The organism is Streptomyces sp. NPDC007907, from assembly GCF_042959365.1.
GTDB classification, from domain to species: domain Bacteria; phylum Actinomycetota; class Actinomycetes; order Streptomycetales; family Streptomycetaceae; genus Streptomyces; species Streptomyces indiaensis.
In genome coordinates, this window is sequence record NZ_JBIBKR010000003.1 from 124115 (window position 1) to 143371 (window position 19257).

At 72.0% G+C, this 19257-nt stretch carries 16 protein-coding genes; 8 read left to right on the forward strand and 8 right to left on the reverse strand.

Features of this window, described 5'->3' with window-relative positions; genetic code table 11:
• Window positions 1-33 precede the first annotated feature (33 nt).
• Complete coding sequence (locus ACFZDI_RS11905) at window positions 34-1830, forward strand: GNAT family N-acetyltransferase (RefSeq protein ID WP_391249768.1); 1797 nt, start codon at window positions 34-36, stop codon at window positions 1828-1830.
• Here the strand turns inward: ACFZDI_RS11905 and ACFZDI_RS11910 are convergent.
• The 5 genes from ACFZDI_RS11910 to ACFZDI_RS11930 form a co-directional block, all read right to left on the reverse strand.
• Window positions 1757-3703, reverse strand: a complete 1947-nt coding sequence (locus ACFZDI_RS11910; protein WP_391249770.1) for an AMP-binding protein — start codon at window positions 3701-3703, stop codon at window positions 1757-1759. The genes ACFZDI_RS11905 and ACFZDI_RS11910 overlap by 74 nt on opposite strands.
• 99 nt (window positions 3704-3802) lie before the next feature.
• Complete coding sequence (locus ACFZDI_RS11915; protein WP_391249772.1) at window positions 3803-4600, reverse strand: hypothetical protein; 798 nt, start codon at window positions 4598-4600, stop codon at window positions 3803-3805.
• A 182-nt stretch (window positions 4601-4782) separates the two neighbouring features.
• Window positions 4783-5910 (reverse strand): kelch repeat-containing protein, encoded by a 1128-nt coding sequence (locus tag ACFZDI_RS11920; RefSeq protein ID WP_391249774.1) that lies wholly within the window; start codon window positions 5908-5910, stop codon window positions 4783-4785.
• Window positions 5911-5951: 41 nt separating this feature from the next.
• The gene (locus ACFZDI_RS11925; protein ID WP_234849689.1) at window positions 5952-6881 is read right to left on the reverse strand and encodes an NADP-dependent oxidoreductase; all 930 of its coding nucleotides are present in this window, start codon (window positions 6879-6881) and stop codon (window positions 5952-5954) included.
• A gap of 184 nt (window positions 6882-7065) precedes the next feature.
• Complete coding sequence (locus ACFZDI_RS11930; protein ID WP_391249777.1) at window positions 7066-7923, reverse strand: helix-turn-helix domain-containing protein; 858 nt, start codon at window positions 7921-7923, stop codon at window positions 7066-7068.
• A gap of 551 nt (window positions 7924-8474) precedes the next feature.
• On the opposite strand from ACFZDI_RS11930, the gene ACFZDI_RS11935 reads away from it, so the two are divergent.
• From ACFZDI_RS11935 to ACFZDI_RS11945, 3 genes are read left to right on the forward strand one after another with little or no spacing between them, the layout of a single operon-like run.
• Window positions 8475-8705 carry a hypothetical protein gene (locus ACFZDI_RS11935; RefSeq protein WP_234849687.1) on the forward strand — a complete coding sequence of 77 codons (231 nt, stop codon included), beginning with the start codon at window positions 8475-8477 and terminating at the stop codon, window positions 8703-8705.
• Entirely contained in the window at window positions 8705-10975 is a 2271-nt protein-coding gene (locus ACFZDI_RS11940; protein ID WP_391249779.1) for a heavy metal translocating P-type ATPase, read from the forward strand. Before ACFZDI_RS11935 ends, ACFZDI_RS11940 begins: the two co-directional genes overlap by 1 nt.
• Window positions 10972-11493, forward strand: coding sequence for a copper chaperone PCu(A)C (locus ACFZDI_RS11945; protein ID WP_391249781.1), 522 nt, complete (start codon window positions 10972-10974; stop codon window positions 11491-11493). Before ACFZDI_RS11940 ends, ACFZDI_RS11945 begins: the two co-directional genes overlap by 4 nt.
• 104 nt (window positions 11494-11597) lie before the next feature.
• Here the strand turns inward: ACFZDI_RS11945 and ACFZDI_RS11950 are convergent, their stop codons facing one another.
• Window positions 11598-11816 (reverse strand): hypothetical protein, encoded by a 219-nt coding sequence (locus tag ACFZDI_RS11950; protein WP_391249783.1) that lies wholly within the window; start codon window positions 11814-11816, stop codon window positions 11598-11600.
• A gap of 354 nt (window positions 11817-12170) precedes the next feature.
• Between ACFZDI_RS11950 and ACFZDI_RS11955 the strand changes: the two genes are divergently transcribed.
• Genes ACFZDI_RS11955 through ACFZDI_RS11965 form a run of 3 tightly spaced genes read left to right on the forward strand, consistent with a single transcriptional unit; the run spans window position 12171 to window position 14457 of the window.
• Entirely contained in the window at window positions 12171-12806 is a 636-nt protein-coding gene (locus ACFZDI_RS11955; protein ID WP_234849683.1) for a metal ABC transporter ATP-binding protein, read from the forward strand.
• Complete coding sequence (locus ACFZDI_RS11960) at window positions 12803-13681, forward strand: metal ABC transporter permease (protein WP_391249786.1); 879 nt, start codon at window positions 12803-12805, stop codon at window positions 13679-13681. Before ACFZDI_RS11955 ends, ACFZDI_RS11960 begins: the two co-directional genes overlap by 4 nt.
• A complete protein-coding gene (locus ACFZDI_RS11965; RefSeq protein WP_391249788.1) occupies window positions 13630-14457 on the forward strand; it encodes a metal ABC transporter solute-binding protein, Zn/Mn family in 828 nt (275 codons plus the stop codon). Before ACFZDI_RS11960 ends, ACFZDI_RS11965 begins: the two co-directional genes overlap by 52 nt.
• 76 nt (window positions 14458-14533) lie before the next feature.
• On the opposite strand, the gene ACFZDI_RS11970 is transcribed toward ACFZDI_RS11965, so the two are convergent.
• Both ACFZDI_RS11970 and ACFZDI_RS11975 read right to left on the reverse strand, forming a co-directional pair.
• Complete coding sequence (locus ACFZDI_RS11970) at window positions 14534-16201, reverse strand: AMP-binding protein (RefSeq protein ID WP_391249790.1); 1668 nt, start codon at window positions 16199-16201, stop codon at window positions 14534-14536.
• Window positions 16198-17937 carry a CoA transferase gene (locus ACFZDI_RS11975; protein ID WP_391249792.1) on the reverse strand — a complete coding sequence of 580 codons (1740 nt, stop codon included), beginning with the start codon at window positions 17935-17937 and terminating at the stop codon, window positions 16198-16200. Before ACFZDI_RS11975 ends, ACFZDI_RS11970 begins: the two co-directional genes overlap by 4 nt.
• A gap of 126 nt (window positions 17938-18063) precedes the next feature.
• On the opposite strand from ACFZDI_RS11975, the gene ACFZDI_RS11980 reads away from it, so the two are divergent.
• Entirely contained in the window at window positions 18064-19239 is a 1176-nt protein-coding gene (locus ACFZDI_RS11980; RefSeq protein ID WP_391249794.1) for an acyl-CoA dehydrogenase family protein, read from the forward strand.
• The last annotated feature ends 18 nt before the right edge of the window (window positions 19240-19257 follow it).

The window sequence follows — 19257 nt, forward strand, 5'->3', positions numbered from 1 at the left end:
GCCGCGTAGTCGTCACGCTGGAACAATCCCCTCATGACCACCAAAGGGGTTCGTATCCGGGCGGGACTGCCACAGGAGGCCGCTGCGCTGAGCGCGCTCGCGTTGCGTTCCAAGGCTCACTGGGGGTACGACGAGGCGTATCTGGCGGGCTGTGCGGACGATCTCCGGCTGGCGCCGGGAGATATGGCCGACCGCAGGGTGAGGGTGGCCGAGGCGGGCGGCCGGATCCTGGGGGTGGCCACGTTGGACGGGGAGCCGCCCCGCGCGGAGCTGGGCATGCTCTTCGTCGATCCGATGTCGATCGGCCGGGGAGTGGGCCGGCTGCTCTACCGGCACGTGCTCACGGAGGCCGGGCGGCTCGGCTGCGACCGGGTGACCATCACCGCCGACTCGCACGCCGTTCCCTTCTACGTCGCGATGGGCGCGCGGCGCGCCGGCGCCTCGCCGTCCTCCGGACAACTGGTCAGGATGGAGGCGTGGACGTCCGGGGCGGATCCCTCATGGGTGCGGGCGTGGACGGGTGGTCGGCGGTCTGTCCACCTCGGCAATGTCGCTGAGTTCCACGCACAGTTCCCCGGCGTCGCACCCACGGAGGGCGCCCCGCACTACGCCTGCCTCTCGGCCTTCGCAGGCCCGCATCCCGCCCTGGTGGTCCTCCCGCTGCCTGTCGAAGCGGCCTGGATGCGCGGCCTGGCCCGGCTGCTGGAGTGGGACGAGGTGGAGGTGCACTGCGTCGACGCCCCTGGCGGCGCCCTGACTCAGGCCCTTCTGGGCCAGCCGGCGCTGACGCGGCGGATCAGGAACTCCGGTCTCCCCGTGCTGCCCTGGGGACGCACCGAGGCGTCCGAACGGCTCACCTCGGGGCCGCCTCCCCGGCTCGGCCACGAGTCGAAGGCCGCCTCCCACCGGCTCTTTTGCACACTCGCCGCCGCTCACCCCGGCATCCGTGTTCCCGCCCAGGAGCCGGTCCGCTCACGACGCGAGCTGGCGCGGGCGCTGTCAGCACGGGCGTCGGCCGGGATGACGAGCGTGGTGAAAGGCGAGTACGGCGTCGGTGGTTCGGCCACCTTCGTCCTCACTCCCGAGGACGTGCTGTCGGGTGGCGGCACGCGGGCTGTCACGCGACGGCTCTTCGGCGAGGGACTGCTGGTGGAGGAGTTCGTGCCCGGCGCCGACCTGTACCGCAACCCGACGTTCGACGGGGTGATAGCCGAGGACGGGACCGTCCACGTCGTCGGCACGGGCCTGATGGAGGTCACCGGAACGGCCTACCGGGGGGTCACCGTCGGCCCGGGGGTCCTGCCCGCGGAACTGACCGAGACCGCGACCGCGTTCGGTACTGCCGTGGGGCAGGCGCTGTCGGCGGAGGGCTACCAGGGCTGGTACGACGTGGACTTCGTCACCGACACGGCCGGACGGGCGGCGCCCACCGAGATCAATCTGCGGCTCACCGGCCCCGCCGTCGCCTTCGTGCTCCAGACCCGCCTGGACAGCGTGCGGGGAGGCCGTCACCTGGTGCGCACCCTGGACTGCCTGCCCCTGGGCGCGCGGCTGCCCGCTCCCGCCCTGCTCGAGCACTGCGACGGCCTGGCCCGCCGGTGCAGAGCCCTGGGCGCCGTCCTGCTCATCACCATCCCCACGGCGAGCCTGGAACCCGTGCCGTACGTGGGGGTCGCCCTCGCCGCACGTTCGCGCCAGGCGCTCGACGAGGCCGAGGCGCTGGTCCGGTTCGGTAACGGCGCGCTGAGCGGCTCGTTCACCGGCCCAGCTGCCGCCGCCACTTGGGCGTCACGGCGGCGAACGAGGCGACCACGGCTGCGGCGATCATGAGCGACACGTTGAACGTGTAGACGAGGGCGGCCTGTGCCGGCCAGTCCGTCTTGGCGGTGAGCCGGTAGAAGTTGTCCTGCGGCCACCACGCCACCAAGAGCCAGACCGCGGACAGGTGCGCCACCGTGGTGAACCAGCCCGTGTGCCCGGCCCGTGTCATGCCCGGCCGCCCCACCAGCAGGAAGGCCATGCCCGCGCCGAAAGAGACGTTCTCGCAGAAGTACAGGACGCGGAAGTACTCCGCGTGGGGACTGGGCACCGCTGAGACGTCCGTCGAGTTCGGCCACAGGAGATCGGTGAACAACCATGCCAGCAGCGCGAAGAACGCGGCCAGGACCAGGACGCCGACGGACATGCACCCTGTCGCCCGCTCCGGCGACGCAGGGCCGCGCACGATCCCTCCCTTGCTGCTGAGGGCCGTGCCGGCGTCGACCGGCAGGGGGAGGTTCTTGCGGTCCACCTTGTCGGCCCGGGTGCGGGGCAGCGACGGGACAGGCACCACCGCGTGCGGCTGCGCGTCACCGGGCAGGGCGACGCACACGTGTCGGTGGACGTCCACCGGGTCCACTCGGCGGCCCTCGACGGAGACCGCGTAGGCCACGACCTTGATGTCTCGGGGGTCCGTGGTCTCGACCTCGGCCACCAGGCCCGCGCGTACGTCCGGGTGGCCGTGCAGCGCGCGTTCGGCGGAGGCGTACGTGCCCTGTCGGCCCAGGAACTCCAGCAGGCCGTCCTCCCGGACACGTCCGTCGTCGCCGGTGTGGACGCCGTTCAGGACGATGGGGCCCCGCGCGCCGGGAACGGGCCCGCGGACGGTGAGGTAGGTGTCGGGCAGCGGGACGCCGATCAGCGAGACCGGTTCGCTCCCGTGCTCCGACGGCAGATGTCGCTCCGGCAGCTCGAAGTAGGTGCCGGAGCCGAACGCCTCCGTAACGGTGTAGGCGTTGACCACACGCACGTCGTCGCCGAGCGCCTTCTTCAGGGCACGCTGTTCGTCGAGGTACCAGACGTCGCCCGTGACCGTCACCAGGCGCAGCCGCGTCCTTTGGGGCGGCTCCTGGACTGTCAGCAGCCGCACGGTCGGCACACCGCAGGCCAGCACGGTCGCCTCCTCGTCGGCTATGAGCCGCCGCAGAGCCGCTCCCCGGGCGCCGGGGTCATGGGGTTCGTCGCCGTCGGGGAGGACCAGGGTGCCTCCTGAGCCGAGGGCACGCACCCAGTTCGCCGTGAACTCCGCTGACTCGGGCGGGGCCGTGTGCAGGTGACGGTCGCGGTCGTCGAAGCCGAAGACCTGCTGCCAGGCGCTTCGCGCCATGGCGAGGTCGTGGTGGCTGACCGGGACGAGTTTGGGCGGCCCCGTCGTCCCGGCCGTGAGCAGCACACATGCGGTGGCGCCACGGACGGGTGGCGCGTCCTGTGCGTCGTGCGCGTGCGGCTGTGTCCCGCCCTCGTCGGTCGGCCCCGCTTCGGTGTCGACGCACACCACCCGCCGGTGCGGCCGGTCGCCGACCGCCACCCGGTACAGCTCGCGGGTGAGCACGACGTAGGGATCGACGTCCGCCAGGACGCGGTGCAGTTCCTCCCTGGGCAGGGCCGGGTCGAGCGGCAGGTAGGCGCCTCCGGCCCTGAGGACGCCCAGCATCGCGGCCAGAGCGGCGACGGGGTTGTCCAGCACGACAGCGGCCAGTGCGCCGGCCTCCAGGCCCACGGATTGCAGGCGGTCGGCCTCGGCATCCACGAGACGGCCCAGTTGCCCGTAGGTAATCCGTTCGACGCCGCACACGATCGCCTCGGCCGACGGCGTCGTGTTCACCCACCTGGTCACCAACTCGTCCACGCGCTGACCGCCGAGCGGCACATGTTCCCCCGACATCAAGCCCCCTGTCGCTCCGTGTGCTGGCAGAAGTATGCCCGCGCGTCGTCCGTTTGGTGCGTGCGGGCAGCGCGGCGTCCTCCGGGGGTGGAATCCGGGTCAGTGGTCGTCCGTGATGGTGGTGGCGATGCCGTTGACCACGACGACCTTCGCGGACACACCGCCTGCCTTGGCGGCCGCCTCCAGTTCGTCCTCGGTGCACGCGGTGCCGCCCTGCCCGCCCTCGCCGCCGTGGGCGTCGCCGCAGATGTCGCCCCAACCCCAGATCTCGGTGTCGGTGGCGACGAGGAATTGCTGCTCGGTGCCCTTCAGGTCCGACACCGTGTACTTGCCCGGCGCCAGGTAGGTCACGGTGCCGAACCAGGTGCCGGAAACGCCCTTGCCCTTGTTGATGCCGTCGAGGACCGAGTCCCGGCCGTTGTCTTCCTCGTCCTCGGCCGGGCCACCCTCATCCGGTGCCGGGCGCTCGGTGACCGTGGTGGCGACGCCGTCCTTCATCACCACGTCCGCGGCGATGGATCCGCTCTTCAGCACCTTGTCCAGGTCGTCGGCCGTGCAGGGCGTGTCGGCGGCGGGGTTGTACTCGCCGCAGATGGTGCCAGCGCCGTAGATCCTGGTGTCCTCGGCGACGAAGAACTGCTGTTCCTTGCCGGCTGTCTTGACGATGTGTTTGCCGGGGGCGAGGTATTCCACCGTGCCGCCCTTGAAGGTCCCGCTGACCCCCTTGGGCTTCTTCGCCCCGGACTTCGCTGCCGCCTCCGCCGACGCCGCGGGAGCATCAGTCTTCGACGACGAGTCGGCGCCCGTGGCGTCGTCCTGACAGGCGGTCAGCAGCGCGGTGCCGGCGAGGAACGCGGCGGCGACGAGTAAGGACCTGGTGCGGAGGGTGGAAGCCATGGTGGCGTATCCCCATTTCATGCGGTCGTGGAAGGGTTCATGGAAAGGGTCCGGCGGCGGATGCCCGTGCCCTGTGGTGCTCGGTTGTCGTGACCACGATGCGGGAGGCGAGCGGGGCGGCGGAAGGAGAATCGTCGGCCCGCGACAGCGCTGTCACCATCTCCGGACACTGCAACGCCTGTTCACACAGTCGGCTGTAGAGCACAACCGACTCCCCGATCACCGGCAGGGGGGCCACAGGTTCCCTGCTGAACGGGCCGGTAGGCGTCATTGGCGTCCACCGGGCTGCCACCGCCCGCGACGCCGCCGCCGGGGATGTGGATCGTGCCGCCTACGGCGACGGCGGCTGTACCGTGGCGGGGCACCGGCATCGGGGCAAGTCGCCGCCAGCGGTCGTGGACGGTGTCGTACACCTCGGTCTCGGCGAAGACGGCGTGCGGGCCGCTGCCGTCGTGTTTTCCCTCGCCGCCGAACGTGTAGATCTTCGTGCCCACGGCCGCGGTGGCGATGCCACCGCGGGCGGTCGGCATCGAGGCACGCACGAACCACCGGAGGGAGCGCAGGTCGAGGGCGTAGACGGTGTCCCGCACGTTGACCTGCCCCCGGTCCCGGCCGCCGAGCACGTAGAGCGTCGTGCCGACGACGGCTCCACCGACGTGGTCGCGGGCTTGCGGCAGGCTCGGCAGCGCCTCCCACCGGCCGGTTACGACGTCGTACGACGACACCGTGTCCACGGTGTCCTGGAGGCCGCCGGGGCTCGGCACCAAGGTGCGCATGCCGCCCGCGAGGTAGATCCTCGGTCCGTGCACGCCCATCGCGGCGCTGCCCCGCGCGATGCCTGCGGGCATCGACGGCAGCCGTGTCCACCGGTCGGCACGCGGGTCGTAGACGAAGCTGTCGCGCAGGGCCTGCCACGAGGCTCCGCCGGACAGCCCGCCGAGGACGTAGACCTTGGCGCCGACAGTCGCCACGTTGGGGTGGTTCATCGCCACGGGCAGCGGCGCCGCGTTCGACCAGGTGTCACGCCGGGCGTCGTAGACCTCCACCCGGCCGGTGGTGGCGAAATCGCCGGCCGGGTCGGTGATGATGCCGCCGATGACGTAGACGTTGGCGCCGACTGCGGCGACCCCGTGTTCCTGCCGGGGTCCGCCCGCGATCGGGGCCAGCGGCCGCCATCCCGTGCCGTAGGGCGGCTCGGCCGCCACCGGCACTGCGCTGAGCGGCGCCGGGTGGCCCGGGTGCGCCTGCGCCCGCCCGGTCGAGGCCGCCGCCAGGGCGGCACCCAGGAAGAGCACGGTCCGCCGTTTCATGGCGGCTCCTTCCAGACCCGGACGGCCGGTTGAGGCGGTCATCAGGGCACCAGGACGATCTTGCCGGTGACTGCGCCCGCAGCGACGATCTCGTGTGCCTTGACCACCTCGGCCAGCGGCAGCACCTGGTCGACGTGGACGGTGAGCCGTCCGGCTGCGACGAGAGCCGCCAGGCGGGCCAGGTCGGGTGCGGACGGATGTACGAAGGTGACCGCGTGCCGGATGCCGAGTTCGGTGATCAGTTCCGGGGTGACGCCGGTGTCCTGGGGAGAGGCGCTGACCAGCATGCCGCCGGGGGCGACGATGCGGGCGCAGCGTGCGCCGTCCTCGCCTCCGACCAGGTCGAACACCACGTCGGCCGGACCGGCCTCGGTGAAGTCCCGGGTACGGTAGTCGACCGGCTCGTCCGCCCCCAGGCGGCGCAGTAGGTCGTGCTTGCCCGCGCTCGCTGTGGCGATCACATGGGCGCCGCGGGTCTTGGCGATCTGCACGGCGAGGTGGCCGACCCCGCCGGCGGCGCGGTGCACCAGCACCCGCTGACCGGGCTGGACATGCGCGAGACCGACCAGGCTCTGCCAGGCGGTCAGCCCGGCCATCGGCAGGCCCGCCGCCTGCTCGACGGTGAGATCGGTGGGCTTGTGGACGATCTCGTTGACCGAGGCGAGGACGTAGTCGGCATAGGTGTTGCCCGCTCCCGGAAGTGCCAGCATGCCCAGGACCTCGTCACCGGGAACGAAGGCGGACACGCCGGGCCCGGCGGTCTCCACGGTGCCGGCGATGTCCCAGCCGACGGTGAACGGCGCATCGCCGAGCATCGGCAGGGCACCGGAGCGCACATGAGCGTCAACCGGATTGACGCCGATCGCCCCTGTCTTGATCAACACCTGCCCATGGCCCGGTTTCGGGCGGGCGGCCTCGACGAGTTCCAACACGGTCGGGTCGCCGACGGTGCGCTGGGTGATGACACGCATGATTGTCTCCGAACGATTGGTAATTACGTTTCGCCACATGTCAGTTACTGGTAGTCACCACAAGTGGCGTGCTGGACACCTCGGGCGGTCTGCAGGTGTTGTGCAGCGGCCGGTGGGCCGCGGAGTGAACGGGCCGGCCGGAGAGCGGCGGTGTGGCGCGGTGGCGCGCCACGGATAGGGTTGCTTACCGCACGGTGGCCTGGTCGTCGGCGAGTTTTCGGGGGCCGAGGGCGGCGAGCAGGCGCAGCTGCTCGACGGCCGGGCTGCCCGCCGGGGCGGTGAAGAACTGCAGACGCTGCCGGCCGTCCTCACTGAACAGGTTCTGGCAGTTGATGTCGACGACGCCCAGCTCGCGATGGAGGATGCGTTTGCGCTCGCCGCGGCGTACGGCGACATCTCCGGTATCCCACAGGGCGACGAACTCCACGCTGGCCCGGCGCAGTCGGGCGACCATGTCCATGGACCGCGGGTCGTGGCCCCGGCGTGCCACGGCGGCCCGCAGATCGGACACCAGGACCCGGGAATGGTGCGGGTGGTCCTCCTCGGGATAGAGCGACCGGCTGCCGGGGTCGGTGAACCAGCGGTACACCAGGCTCGCCGCATGCCCCTCTGCATGCACGGGCGGGCCCAGCAGCGCCGCGGCGAGCCGGTTCTGCACCAGGGTCTCGTGCAGATCGGTGAGGATCAGCGCCGGGGTGGCGTCGAGCCGGTCGAGCAGCGCCAGCATGGCCGGTGGCACGTGCGCCGCGGTGCCGTGCGCCGTCGGTGCGGGACGGTCCGCGAGACGGAACAGGTGGTCCCGCTCGTCGCTGCCGAGCCGCAACGCACGGGCCAGGGCGGCCAGCATCTGCGTCGACGGCTGCGGGCCGCGACCGCGTTCCAGCTCGATGTAGTAGTCCACCGACGCGCCGGCCAGCTGGGCGACCTCTTCGCGGCGCAGACCAGGCACCCGGCGCCGCGGCCCGGCGGGCAGTCCGACCTCCACGGGGATGATCCTCGCCCGCCGGGATTGCAGGAAGGCTCCGAGTTCAGACAGGTTCACCCGGTCAGTATCCCGACCCCCGACAGAGGCAACCAGGGGACGCCAACCCCTGGCTGCGGAAAGCGGCCAGCACCCGCCCCGATCATGCGCATGCCTCATGGGCAGCGAGGCAGGGCCCGTCGGGGCCAGAGTCGGCGGGCTCCCTCACCCCACGTCTTTCGCCCTCGCTGCACCGAGCGGACGGTGACGCGCAGGCCACGGGCGACAACGGCCGCGTTGTGACCTCTGGCGAACCGCTCGGCCACCTCCATGCGTAACTGTCCCGAAAGGCCCGGCGCCTGGCGGTCGGGTAGCCCGCTCAGCAGCCAGCGCCGTCAACTTGGCCCCTACCAAGGCCCTCGGTAGGCGGCCGGTCCGCCGGATCGCGGGGCGAGTAGTGCGCCTGCCCGGCCGGCGGAGACCCGCCGGCCGGGCAGCGGTCCACCGGCACGCGGCCGTATTGCGTGTGGCGTACGACATACATCCGCTTCGGAACTCGGTTCTCGCCCGTTCCGACTCCTTCATCGGTACGGCTCGACGGGCGCCGTACGACGCGATCTGGAGACCCGGTGATGGACGAGTCCAGGCAACCTCCCACCGGCGCGGGTGTGGTGCTGCGCAAGCTCATGCCCCCGCCCGCGCTCTGCGGCTTCCTCCTGCTGCTGGCACTGGTGTTCGCGGCGTCGTACGCCGTGGGGTCCGCCGCTGGGCCGGTCGCGCCCGGCATGCACGGCACGTCCGGCAATAACACCGGCGGCACTGGCGGCAGCGGGGACATGGACACGCACGGGGGAGGCCACTGATGGGTGCGGAACCGGTGGTCGCCCTGGTGACGACCGATCTGACCGTCGGCGGCATGACCTGTGCGGCCTGCGTGACACGCGTCGAGAGGAAGCTCGGCAAACTGGACGGGGTCACGGCGAGCGTCAATCTGGCGACCGGGCGGGCCCGGGTGAGCCATCCGGTGGAGATCAGCCCCGAGGAACTCGTCGCGACGGTCGAGAAGGCCGGCTACACGGCCGCTCTGCCCCAACCGCCGAGGATGCGGCAGCGGGAGGAGGAGAACGGGGAGCCGGACTCCGAGGAGGCCCGGCAGGAGCGTGACCGTCTGCTGATCACGGCCCTGCTCGCACTGCCCGTTCTGGTCCTGTCGATGGTGCCCGCGCTGCAGTTCCGCAACTGGCAGTGGCTGTGCTTCGTGCTCGCCGCGCCGGTGGCCGTGTGGGGCGCGTGGCCGTTCCACGCGCGGGCGGTGCGGGGGTTGCGGCACTCGGCGGCGACCATGGACACCCTGGTGTCGCTCGGCGTGATCGCCTCCTTCGCCTGGTCCTCCTACGCGCTCTTCCTCGGCGGCGCCGGTGATCCCGGCATGCGCATGCCGTTCAGCCTGGTGCCCTCGGCTTCGCAAGGCGTCGCGCACGTTTACCTCGAAGCGGCCGTCGCCGTGCCGCTGTTCGTTCTCGCGGGGCGGTTCCTGGAGGCACGGGCCCGGCGCGGGACCGGGGCGGCACTGCGGTCGCTGGCCGATCTCGCGACCAAGGAGGTGTCGGTCCGCGAAGGTGATGGCTCCGAACGTCTTCTCCCCGTTGAGGAGTTGGGTGTCGGGCAGGTCTTCGTCGTACGTCCCGGGGAGCGGGTGGCCACCGACGGGCAAGTGGTAGAGGGCAGTTCGGCCGTGGATCTGTCCCTGGTCACGGGGGAGAGTGAACCGGTCGAGGTCAGTCCGGGCTCAGGGGTCGTCGGGGGCGCCGTCAACGCCGGAGGGCTGCTGCTCGTACGGGCCGGCGCCGTCGGGGCGGACACGCGGCTTGCCCGGATCACCCGGCTGGTGACCGAGGCGCAGGCCGGCAAGGCGAGGGCGCAGCGGCTGGCCGACTCGGTCGCCGGTGTCTTCGTTCCGGTCGTCCTCGCGCTGGCCGCCACCGTGCTCGGGTTCTGGCTCGGCGCCGGGGCCGACCCGCAGGCCGCCGTCACCGCGTGCGTGGCCGTCCTGGTCGTGGCCTGTCCGTGTGCGCTGGGACTGGCCACGCCGACCGCGCTGATGGCCGCCACCGGACGCGGGGCCCAGCTGGGCGTCCTGGTCAGCGGTCCGCAGGCGTTGGAGGGGCTTCAGCACCTGGACACAGTCGTACTGGACAAGACGGGCACGCTCACTTCGGGGCACATGAGTGTCGCCCGGGTCACGGCCGTTCCCGAGGGCGTGGGCAGGGACGCGGTGCTCAAGCTGGCGGGGGCGGTCGAGCAGGGCTCGGAGCACCCGTTGGGGCGGGCGATCACCGCGTACGCCCGCCGGGCTCTGCCCGAGCGGCCGTTGCCGGAGGTGAGTGGGTTCACCGCAGTGCCGGGGCGGGGAGTGCACGGTCGCGTCGAGGGACGGCTGGTCGAAGTGCTCGCCCCGGACGAGGAGTTGCCCGCCGCTCTGGCGGAGGCGGTGGCGGCCGCCGAAGCCGCCGCACACACGCCTGTGCTCGTCCGCGTGGACGGCGTGAACGAGGCACTGATCGAGGTCGGGGATGTCGTACGGCCCGGCAGCTACCGGGCTGTGGACCGGCTGCGGCGCCTCGGCGTGAAGCCCGTGCTCGCCACCGGCGACCAGGAGGCACCTGCCCAGGCCGTCGGCAAAGCCCTGGGCATCGACGAAGTACGCGCCCGCTGCGCCCCCGAGGACAAGGCCGGTCTCGTGCGGGACCTGCGGGAGCAGGGGCACCGGGTCGCGGTCGTCGGCGACGGTGTGAACGACGCCGCCGCGCTGGCCGGCGCGGACCTCGGCATCGCCATGGGCACCGGTACCGACGTCGCCATCGGGGCGGCCGACGTGACGCTCGTGCGCGGCGACATCGAGGCCCTGGCGGACGCCGTACGGCTGGCCCGGCGCACGCTGGGCACCATCCGCGCCAACCTGGTGTGGGCCTTCGGCTACAACGTGGTGACCGTGCCGCTCGCCATGGTCGGTCTGCTCAGCCCGATGATCGCCGCGGCGGCGATGTCGCTCAGTTCGCTGCTGGTGGTCGGCAACAGCCTGCGGCTGCGCGCCTGGCAGCCCGCGCCCGCGATCCGGAGGCGTATCCGATGACCGACCGGAACCTCTGGCGGCCGACCCGCCACCGGCTCACCGACACCGTGCTCGCCGCGCTCGCGCCCGTCGCCGCCTGGGGGCTCGCCCTCGGCGGCTTGAGCGTGTGGACCGCCTATGGCAACGCGGGCAGCCCGGCCCGGATCACGGTCACTGAGGGACGGCTCTTCCTGCCCACGGGCGACAGCACGGAGACAGCGGCATTCTTCCGGATCACCAACAGCGGAGGCTCGCAGGACCGGCTGCTGAAAGTGACCTCCGCCGAAGCCGGCGGTGCCACCACGCTCAGCCACCACCGTATGGTCACCGCCAACACAGCATCCAGGCAGACGGTGACGTCGGTGCCCGTCCCGGTCGGCGACAGCCTCGCCATGTCCCCGTCCGGCCTCGACGTGATCGTGCCGGTGAAGGGGAAGTGGCGGGCAGGTGATCTCATCGCGTTCACGCTGCACTTCGAACGCAGCGGGGCTGTGAAGAACCTTGCCGTGGTGGTCCGCCCGGGCCAGGACGGCGCGTAGCCACCCCAGGGACGCACTGTCGACGAGCGCCCACGGGGAGGGCGCCCTCACTCAACTGACAGCAAGAGTCGAGCAGCAGAGTGTCCTCGGCGGACAGACCGGCGTCAGGCCGACGCCACGGTCAGCCGGTCCAGGGCGCCGGCCTTGGCCTGGGCAACGAGGTCGGCGAACTGCTCCTCGCTCATCTGCACCTGCTGCCCGAAGTCGTCGGTGATGCGCACCCGCTTGTCCTCGGACGCGTCCGAGTCCAGGAAGAGCTGGGGACAACCGCAGTTGCAGTTCCCGCAGAAGGTTGCGATCGGGTCCGGATTCGCATCCGCCATGGGTGCCACCTCGTCACTGCCGCGCGCCGGACGGTCCGGCACTTCAACGATGCCCGGCGCGCGACCAAGACGAAACCGCACCAACGCATGAGGAAAACCATGCGAGTTGGCGGGAACCGATAGCCATCGCCGAACGACCTGTGAAGGGTGGGCTGCCCGCTCACGGCGTTGGGTACCGAGTCCGGTGGCTGCGACGTCCACTTCGACGGCCCGCGGGCTCGCCGCCGTGCGCCGTCGACCGCCGTGCGGGTCACGGTGGCGAGACGTGCCGCACGGCTTCGCGAATTCGCCTGTTCGCCGGGAACTCGCGGGCCTCCTCCCCCGACTCCTTTCGGGGAGCGAGCAGGAGGTGGGATGGACGGTCTGGATGTGCGGATGCGTGAAGTCACCTGCCGGCACGGCCGCGTCGAGGCCGTGAGCGGTGTGGATCTCGACATCGAGGCGGGTGAGCGGGTCGCGCTGACCGGTACGAACGGGTCGGGCAAGACCACGCTGATCCGTGCGGTGCTGGGCCTGCACCGCCAGGCCGGCGGACAGGTCCTGGTCGGGGGCCGGGGCACGAGGTCGGCGGCCGAGTGGGCGTGGCGGCGCCGGGCGTGTGCCTGGATTCCGCAGAAGCCCGCGGTGGGCCGATTCCCTCTGCTGGCAGACGAGTTACTGGCCAGCAGCGGAGTACAGGCGCAAGCCGTGGAGGCGGCGGAGAAGCTGGGCGTCGGGGCGTTGACCGGACGGCCGCTGCACACGCTGTCCGGAGGGCAGTTGCAGCGTATGTATCTGGCCCGTGCGGTGGGTTGTGTGGCCGCCGGAGCGGGGGTGCTGCTGGCCGACGAGCCCACCGCCGCGCTTGATTTCGCCGGGCAGGAGGAGGCGGCCGACGTCCTGCTGTCCCTGCCGGTGACCGTCGTCGTCGTCACGCACGACCGGGCGCTGGCCGAGCGCTGCGACCGGGTGCTGGAGATGGCCGCCGGCCGGTTGAGGGAGGTCCGGTGAACAGCCTCGCCGCCGCCGACCTGGGGCTGCTTCTCCAGCTCGCACCCGTCCAACGGGCGGGTGGTGCTTTGCTGCTGGCGGCTGTCGGACTGCCCGTGATCGGTGTCGTGATCGTCGGGCTGGACATCATGCCGGTCCGGTTCGCGATGATGCACGTCGCCCTGCTGGGCATCGCGGTCGGGCTGCTGACCGGGCTGGATCCCATGCTGTGCGCGCTCGTCGCCTGCGCCCTCGCCGGGGCCGGGGTCGCCCCGCTCGCCCGCACGCCGGACGGCCTGTCCGGTGCGATGGGTTTGTTGATGAGTCTGGCGATCGCCGCCGCGCTGCTGGTCCTGGCCGTATCCGGAGTCAACGCGCAGGGTGCGTTCGCACTGCTGTGGGGATCGATCCTGTCCGTGGGCACGGCGGACCTGTGGCTGCTGGGCGTGCTCGCCGTCGTCGTACCGGCCCTGTTCTGGTGGCGCCGCCGCGAACTCGCCCTCCTGCTCTACGACCGTGAACTCGCCCTCTCAGCCGGGGTACGCGTCGACCTGCTCACCCTCGTGCTCCTCGTCCTGGTCGCGGTGTCCGTGGCCGGGGCCATCAAACTGACCGGCGCGCTGCTCGTCGACGCGCTGACCCTGCTGCCCGCGCTGGCCGCGCGGCGACTGGGCACTTCCTTGAAGTCCATCACCGGCTGGGCGGTCGGCATCGGCGTCGTCGTGAACCTCACCGGGTTCCTCGTCGCGCTGAAGCTCGACTGGCCGCCCGGGCCCGTGCTCGTCCTGACGGCCGGCGTTGTGGTTCTGGCCGTCCATCTCATTCCCGAACGGAGAATCAGCTCATGGCGCGCATCCGCGTCCGCATCGCCCGTGTCCCTTCCGTCCTCGCACTGAGCCTGAGCACAGCGCTCGTCCTGACCGCCACCGCCTGCGGCTCCGACAAGGTCGACAGCGCCGACAGCCCCGGTACGAAGGGGAGCAAGAGCGACGACGCGCCCGTCGTCGTGGCCACCACCACCTGGGAGGGCGCCTTCGCCAAGGCCGCCGGCGCGAAGGACGTGAAGGTCATCGTCCCGTCGTCCGCGCAGCACGCCCCGGACTACGACCCCAAGCCGTCCGACCTCGCGGCGGTTGCGGGCGCCGACTTCGTGCTCTACGCGCCCTTCGAACCGTACGCGGCGAAGATCAAGGAGGCCGCCGGGTCGAGCGCCAAGCTGGTCGAGGTCAACCTCGACAACGACGCCGACAAGGCGAGCGCCCAGGTCACGCGCCTGGGCAAGCTGTTCGGCACCGAGGATGCCGCCGCGAAGTGGGACACCTCTTTCAAGAGTGAGTACGGCACGCTGCAGAAGGAGCTGAAGGACGCGTGGCCGGGAGGCAAGGCCCCGGCCGTCGTCGCGCAGGTCTTCTCCCTGTGGTCGGCGAAGATGACAGGCGCGCAGGTGGCCGGCACCTACGGACCCGAGGCCGTGACCGCCAAGCAGCTGTCCGACCTGGCGAAGAAGAAGCCCGCATACGTCTTCGACAACGTGCACATGACGACTGGCGAGGTGCTGCCCGACTCGGGGGCGAAGCAGGTGGAGATCGTCAACTATCCGGGCAAGGACCTGGACCTGCTGGCGGTCTACAAGAACGCGGCGGACACGATCACCAAGGCGATGGCCTCCTGACCTCTTGACGAGAGGTTCGTCCTGATACGCGTGCGGGGCCGCCGGGAGACTTCCGGCGGCCCCGCTCGCGTACGGGTCAGACGGCCTGGGCGAGGGATTCCGGCTCCTGCGCGATGCACCGCTCCCGCAGCAGTGCCCGGTCCGGCTTGCCCGCCGGGGTCAGCGGCAACTCGATGACCACAAGCAAACGTTCGGGGTGTTTGCGCCGCTCCAGGCCACGTGCGTCCAAGTGTGCGCACAGGTCCTCCAGCGTGGGTGCTTCGGCCCGCGGTACGACACAGGCCGCGAGCCGCTCGCCCATCAGCGGATCCGGCACGCCGACGCACACCACGTCCCGGACGAGGGGGTGCGTGGCGAGTTCGATCTCCACCTCGGCCGGGCTGATGTTGGCCCCGCCCCGGATGACGACGTCCTTGAGGCGGCCGACGATCCGCAGGTTCCCGTCCTCCTCGATGAGACCGAGGTCGCCGGTGCGGACCCAGCCGTCGGCGGTGCGGTAGCGGGCGTCGAGGTCGGGGGCGGCGACGTAGCACAGGGGTGTCATGGGGCCGCGGGCGACGATTTCACCGACGGAACCCTTCGGTACCTCCTGGAGTCCGGGTGTGCCGGGGACGGCGATGCGTATGTCGGCGACGCGGGGGTCCGGGTGGCCCGCGAGGATGCCCGGCCCTTCCCCGCGCAGGGACTCGTCTCCCAGGCCGGTGTGGCAGTTGACGCCGTCCGCGGAGCCGTAGAGGTTCACGACCGGGCAGCCGAAGACGCGCCGGGCTTCCTCGGCCGTGGCCTCGTCCAGCGGGGAGCCGCCGACGATGACGGCCGTCGGCGGCGTGAAGGCGGGGTGGTGTCCCTCGGCGATCCGGTCCAGCATCATCCGGATCATGGTCGGCACGCCCAGGACGTGCGTGGGCTCGTGCTCGGCGAGCGCGTCCAGGGCCGCCTCGGGGGTGAAGTGGTCGAGCAGGACGAGCGTGCCGCCGTGCCGGGCGAGGGTGACGGCGGTGCCGTTGCTGCCGAAGGCGGTGGCGAGCGGGACGAGGAAGAGGCAGCGCGGCGGCCGGTCGTCGGGGATGAGGGAGGCGAGGAAGTTGCCGCGGCCGCCGGCCAGGGCATTGTGCGAGTACGCCACCATTTTCGGCTCGGCCTCGGAGCCGGAGGAGACGAGGATGCGGGCGGCGGAGTCGGGGTCGGGGCGGGCCGCGGTGAAGGACTTCGGGTCCTCGCGCAGCAGCGCTGTGAAGGCGACGGTGCCGTCGGGGACCGTACCGGGCCCGGCGGCGATCACCGTGCGCAAGGCGGGCAGTTCACTGACCAGGGTGAGCAGGTCGGCGGCGTGGTGGTTGCCGCGGTGCTCGGTGGCGGCGATGACGGCGACCGCCTCCGCTCTGCGCAGCAGCGAGGCCGCCTCGCGCTCGCCGCGGCCGACCGGGAAGGGCAGCGCGACGGCGCCCAGCGCGGCCAGGGCGAGATCGGCGATGACGGCGGCCCGGCCGTTGGGCAGTTGTATGCCCACCACGTCACCGGCGCGTATGCCGAGGCCGGACAGCCCGGCGGCCAGACATCGCACCTTGCGGTCCAGAGCGGTGTAACAGAGTTTCCCCTTGGCATCGACGACGGCGGTGCGGTGCAGGTCGGCGATCTGCCGGGCGCGGAAGAGGCCGTACAGGTCGAGATCGGGGCACGTGCCGTCGACCGCCCAGGAGCGGCGCAGTTCGGCGGGCAGCAGGTCGTGCAGATCCACGGTCATGCGAAGCTCCAGGGAGTCGGGACGGCGGGGGCGCCGTGGGCGTCGCGGCTGATCGAGCCGGAGAAGAGGAGATCGGCGAGGTCGGTGACGACCGGGACGGCGGGCAGACCGCGCTCGCGCATCCGCTCCAGCGCCCGGTCCGTGGGCAGGTCGCTGACGTCGTACGGGATCGCGCAGTGGTCGGCGAGGGCGATCCAGCCATCGGTGGTGCGCAGTGGCCGGCGGAAACCGGCAGGCCGGCGCGGGTCAAGGCCCTGCGCGGCCAGCGCCCGGGCGGGGGCGGTGAGCACGTCGGCGGCACCGAGCAGGGACGAGTCCACGCGCACCCCGCGGCCGGTGCGCTCGCGCAGCAGCAGCCCCGCCAGCATCGCCTCGGCGCCGAGCAGGCCGCCGAGCACGTCGAGCAGCGTCATCAGGGACGGCGCCGGCGGTTCGCCGGCGGGCCGTACGGCCTCACTCACTCCGGTGCGGGCCTGGACCATGAAGTCGGTGCCCATGGGGGCATCGGTCAGTCGCCCGGCCCAGCCACTGGTGTACGCGTAGACGAGGGCGGGGTTGGCCGCGGCCAGGTGCTCGTGGTCGAGGCCGAGCTGGGTGGCCTTGCCCGGCGCCCAGTTGTGCAGGAACACATCGGCACCGGCGGCCATCTCGCGCAACCGCTCCCGGTCGGAGGCGGACTTGATGTCCACCTCGACGGCTTTCTTGCCCCGGTTCAGCGCCAGCCACCGCGCCGAGATCCCCGAACAGGCGGGCGGCATCCCGCGCAGCGGGTCGCCGCCCGGCGGCTCGATCCGGATCACCTCCGCCCCCAGCAGGCCCAGGACGTGGGCGGCGAGCGGAGCCTGGATACGGCGGCCGGCCTCCAGGACCGTGAATCCGGCCAGCGGTCCGCCGTCGGCGGCGGGGCGCGGGACGTACCTGGCGTCGTGCGGGGTCAGCTCCCAGGGCGCCGCACCGTCGTACTCGGCCGCTCTCTGGGCCAGAGACCCCAACAGGCACACTTCAGCGCCGGACGATCGGGCGGCGTGCCGGAGCTGCTCCCAGGTGCTCGCCCGCACTGTCTCGTGCAGCACCTGTGGGAAGGGCGCGCAGGCGGTGGCGTACCGGAACTGGAAGGGCCGCCACCCTCGGCGTATCGCCTCCTCGGGAGCGCCGAGGGTGCGCCAGAACGCCGCCCACACCCCCGGGTCGAGCGTCTCCAGCTCGAAGACCGTTCCGTCGACGGACCTGAACGGCGGTCCGCCCGGAGCGAGTTCGGCGGCCTCACCTTCCTCGGCCCCGGCGGCGGCCAGGTACTGGGAGACCGTGAGCAGACCGGCCCGCTCGGCGCTCACCTCGACCTGCGCGATGTACCCGTCTCCGCGTACCTGCGCCAGCAACCCGGCCAGCAGGCCCTGCACGGCGAGTACGCCGGCGGCGGTGGCGGCGTAGTCGACGGCGAGGCCGCGCGGGGCACCGTCGCGTCGGCCGTGCACCGCCATGATGCCGGTGGCCGCCTGGGCGGTGGCTTCGTCGGTCGCGGTCTCCCCCCAGGTCGTGCGGGCGCTGACCTCGCCCACGTCGCGCCCGGTGACGGTGAACCGTCCTCCCGAACCGCCGTCAGGGCGGGCGCCGAGCAACCGCAGGTGCTCCGCGACCAGCGCGTCCGCCGCGGCCGGTGGACCTGAACCCTCGAAGCGGAGCCCGTCGAGCGGTCCGGCCGTCCGCGCGACGGCCGATGTGGCGGGAGTTGCCATGCCTCTCCTTTTCCTGACGCGCGGGAACCCGGGGGCGGTCGCCCCCGACCAGTTCCACGGAAGAGGGAGTCGGACGGTCGGCGGCCGGGGTTCCCGCGATCTCTGAGGAAAGTGAGGAAAATCCGCATGGAGGACATCGCCGGGGCTCCCCAATGCCCTGCGGAAGCAGCGGAGTTGAGAGATCGCGTCGCAGCGTTCGTACGCGACCGGGTGGTGCCCCACGAGCCAGTGCTTGACGCCGGCGGACCGGAAGCCGCCGCCACCCTGCGCCAACTACAGGCAGAGGCGAAGACCGAGGGGCTGTGGGCGCTGCCGCTTCCCTCGGAACTCGGCGGACGGGGGCTGCCGCTGCGCTCGTACGCCCATGTCGCCGAGGCCGAGGGAGTCAGCGACCACGGGCCGGCCGCGCTCGGCTCGGCGCCTCTCCTCGATGCGCTGATGCTGTGGCGCCAGGGCAGCCCCGGCGTCCGTGAACAGTACGCCGAGCGCCTGGTCGCCGGGGACATGCGGGCCTGCTACGCGATGACCGAGCCGGACACCCCGGGTACCGATCCCTTCCTCACGGCCACCCGGGCCGTGCCGGGGAAGGACGACGGAACCTGGCGGGTGAGCGGACGGAAGTGGTTCATCAGCGGGGCCGCCGACGCCGACCTGGTCACGGTGCTCGCCCGCACAGATGGCGAACCGGCGGACCGGGACGGGCTGTCGTTGCTTCTGGTGCCGTCGGACGCACGCGGCTTCCGTGTGGTGCGGGAACTGCCGGTGTTCGGGGCGAGCGGACAGTGGGAGATCGACCTGGACGAGGTCGTGGTCGACGGCGACCATCTGATCGGCGAGCGTGGCAAGGCTCTCGATGTCGCGGGCGAGCGGCTCCAGCTCGGCCGGACCCTGCGCTGCCTGCGCTGGCTGGGGCAGGCTGCGCGGGCCTTCGACCTGATGCGCGAGCGCGCGGTGACCCGTACCCGCTCCCGCGGCCCGCTCGGCGGCCTCCAGCTCGTGCAGCGCCACGTCTTCGAGTCGCTGCTCGCCCTGCGGACAACCCGCCCGCTCGTGTACGAAGCCGTGGCCCGCCTGGACGCGGGACTCGACGCCCACGTCGAGGTGGGCCTGGCCAAGGTGGCCGCCGCCCGCACCCTTCAGCAGGTGGCCGACGCGGCGATCCAGGTGCACGGAGCCGCGGGCCTCGGCCCGGACACCGCTCTGCCTGCCCTGTTCCGCACCGGCAGAGCGGCCCGAATCCTCGACGGCCCGGACGAACTGCACATCACGTCAGTCGCACGCCGGATCCTGAGTACGACCTAGGGTGCCTCATCAGGCACG

Bases quoted from the DNA above. Each gene is read 5' to 3' on its own strand.
- ACFZDI_RS11950 (WP_391249783.1), bottom strand. From the start codon at position 11,816: ATGGCGGATGCGAATCCGGACCCGATCGCAACCTTCTGCGGGAACTGC.
- ACFZDI_RS11940 (WP_391249779.1), top strand. From the start codon at position 8,705: ATGGGTGCGGAACCGGTGGTCGCCCTGGTGACGACCGATCTGACCGTC.
- ACFZDI_RS11945 (WP_391249781.1), top strand. From the start codon at position 10,972: ATGACCGACCGGAACCTCTGGCGGCCGACCCGCCACCGGCTCACCGAC.
- ACFZDI_RS11970 (WP_391249790.1), bottom strand. From the start codon at position 16,201: ATGACCGTGGATCTGCACGACCTGCTGCCCGCCGAACTGCGCCGCTCC.
- ACFZDI_RS11955 (WP_234849683.1), top strand. From the start codon at position 12,171: ATGGACGGTCTGGATGTGCGGATGCGTGAAGTCACCTGCCGGCACGGC.
- ACFZDI_RS11980 (WP_391249794.1), top strand. From the start codon at position 18,064: ATGGAGGACATCGCCGGGGCTCCCCAATGCCCTGCGGAAGCAGCGGAG.
- ACFZDI_RS11905 (WP_391249768.1), top strand. From the start codon at position 34: ATGACCACCAAAGGGGTTCGTATCCGGGCGGGACTGCCACAGGAGGCC.
- ACFZDI_RS11920 (WP_391249774.1), bottom strand. From the start codon at position 5,910: ATGAAACGGCGGACCGTGCTCTTCCTGGGTGCCGCCCTGGCGGCGGCC.
- ACFZDI_RS11915 (WP_391249772.1), bottom strand. From the start codon at position 4,600: ATGGCTTCCACCCTCCGCACCAGGTCCTTACTCGTCGCCGCCGCGTTC.
- ACFZDI_RS11935 (WP_234849687.1), top strand. From the start codon at position 8,475: ATGGACGAGTCCAGGCAACCTCCCACCGGCGCGGGTGTGGTGCTGCGC.
- ACFZDI_RS11910 (WP_391249770.1), bottom strand. From the start codon at position 3,703: ATGTCGGGGGAACATGTGCCGCTCGGCGGTCAGCGCGTGGACGAGTTG.
- ACFZDI_RS11925 (WP_234849689.1), bottom strand. From the start codon at position 6,881: ATGCGTGTCATCACCCAGCGCACCGTCGGCGACCCGACCGTGTTGGAA.
- ACFZDI_RS11965 (WP_391249788.1), top strand. From the start codon at position 13,630: ATGGCGCGCATCCGCGTCCGCATCGCCCGTGTCCCTTCCGTCCTCGCA.
- ACFZDI_RS11975 (WP_391249792.1), bottom strand. From the start codon at position 17,937: ATGGCAACTCCCGCCACATCGGCCGTCGCGCGGACGGCCGGACCGCTC.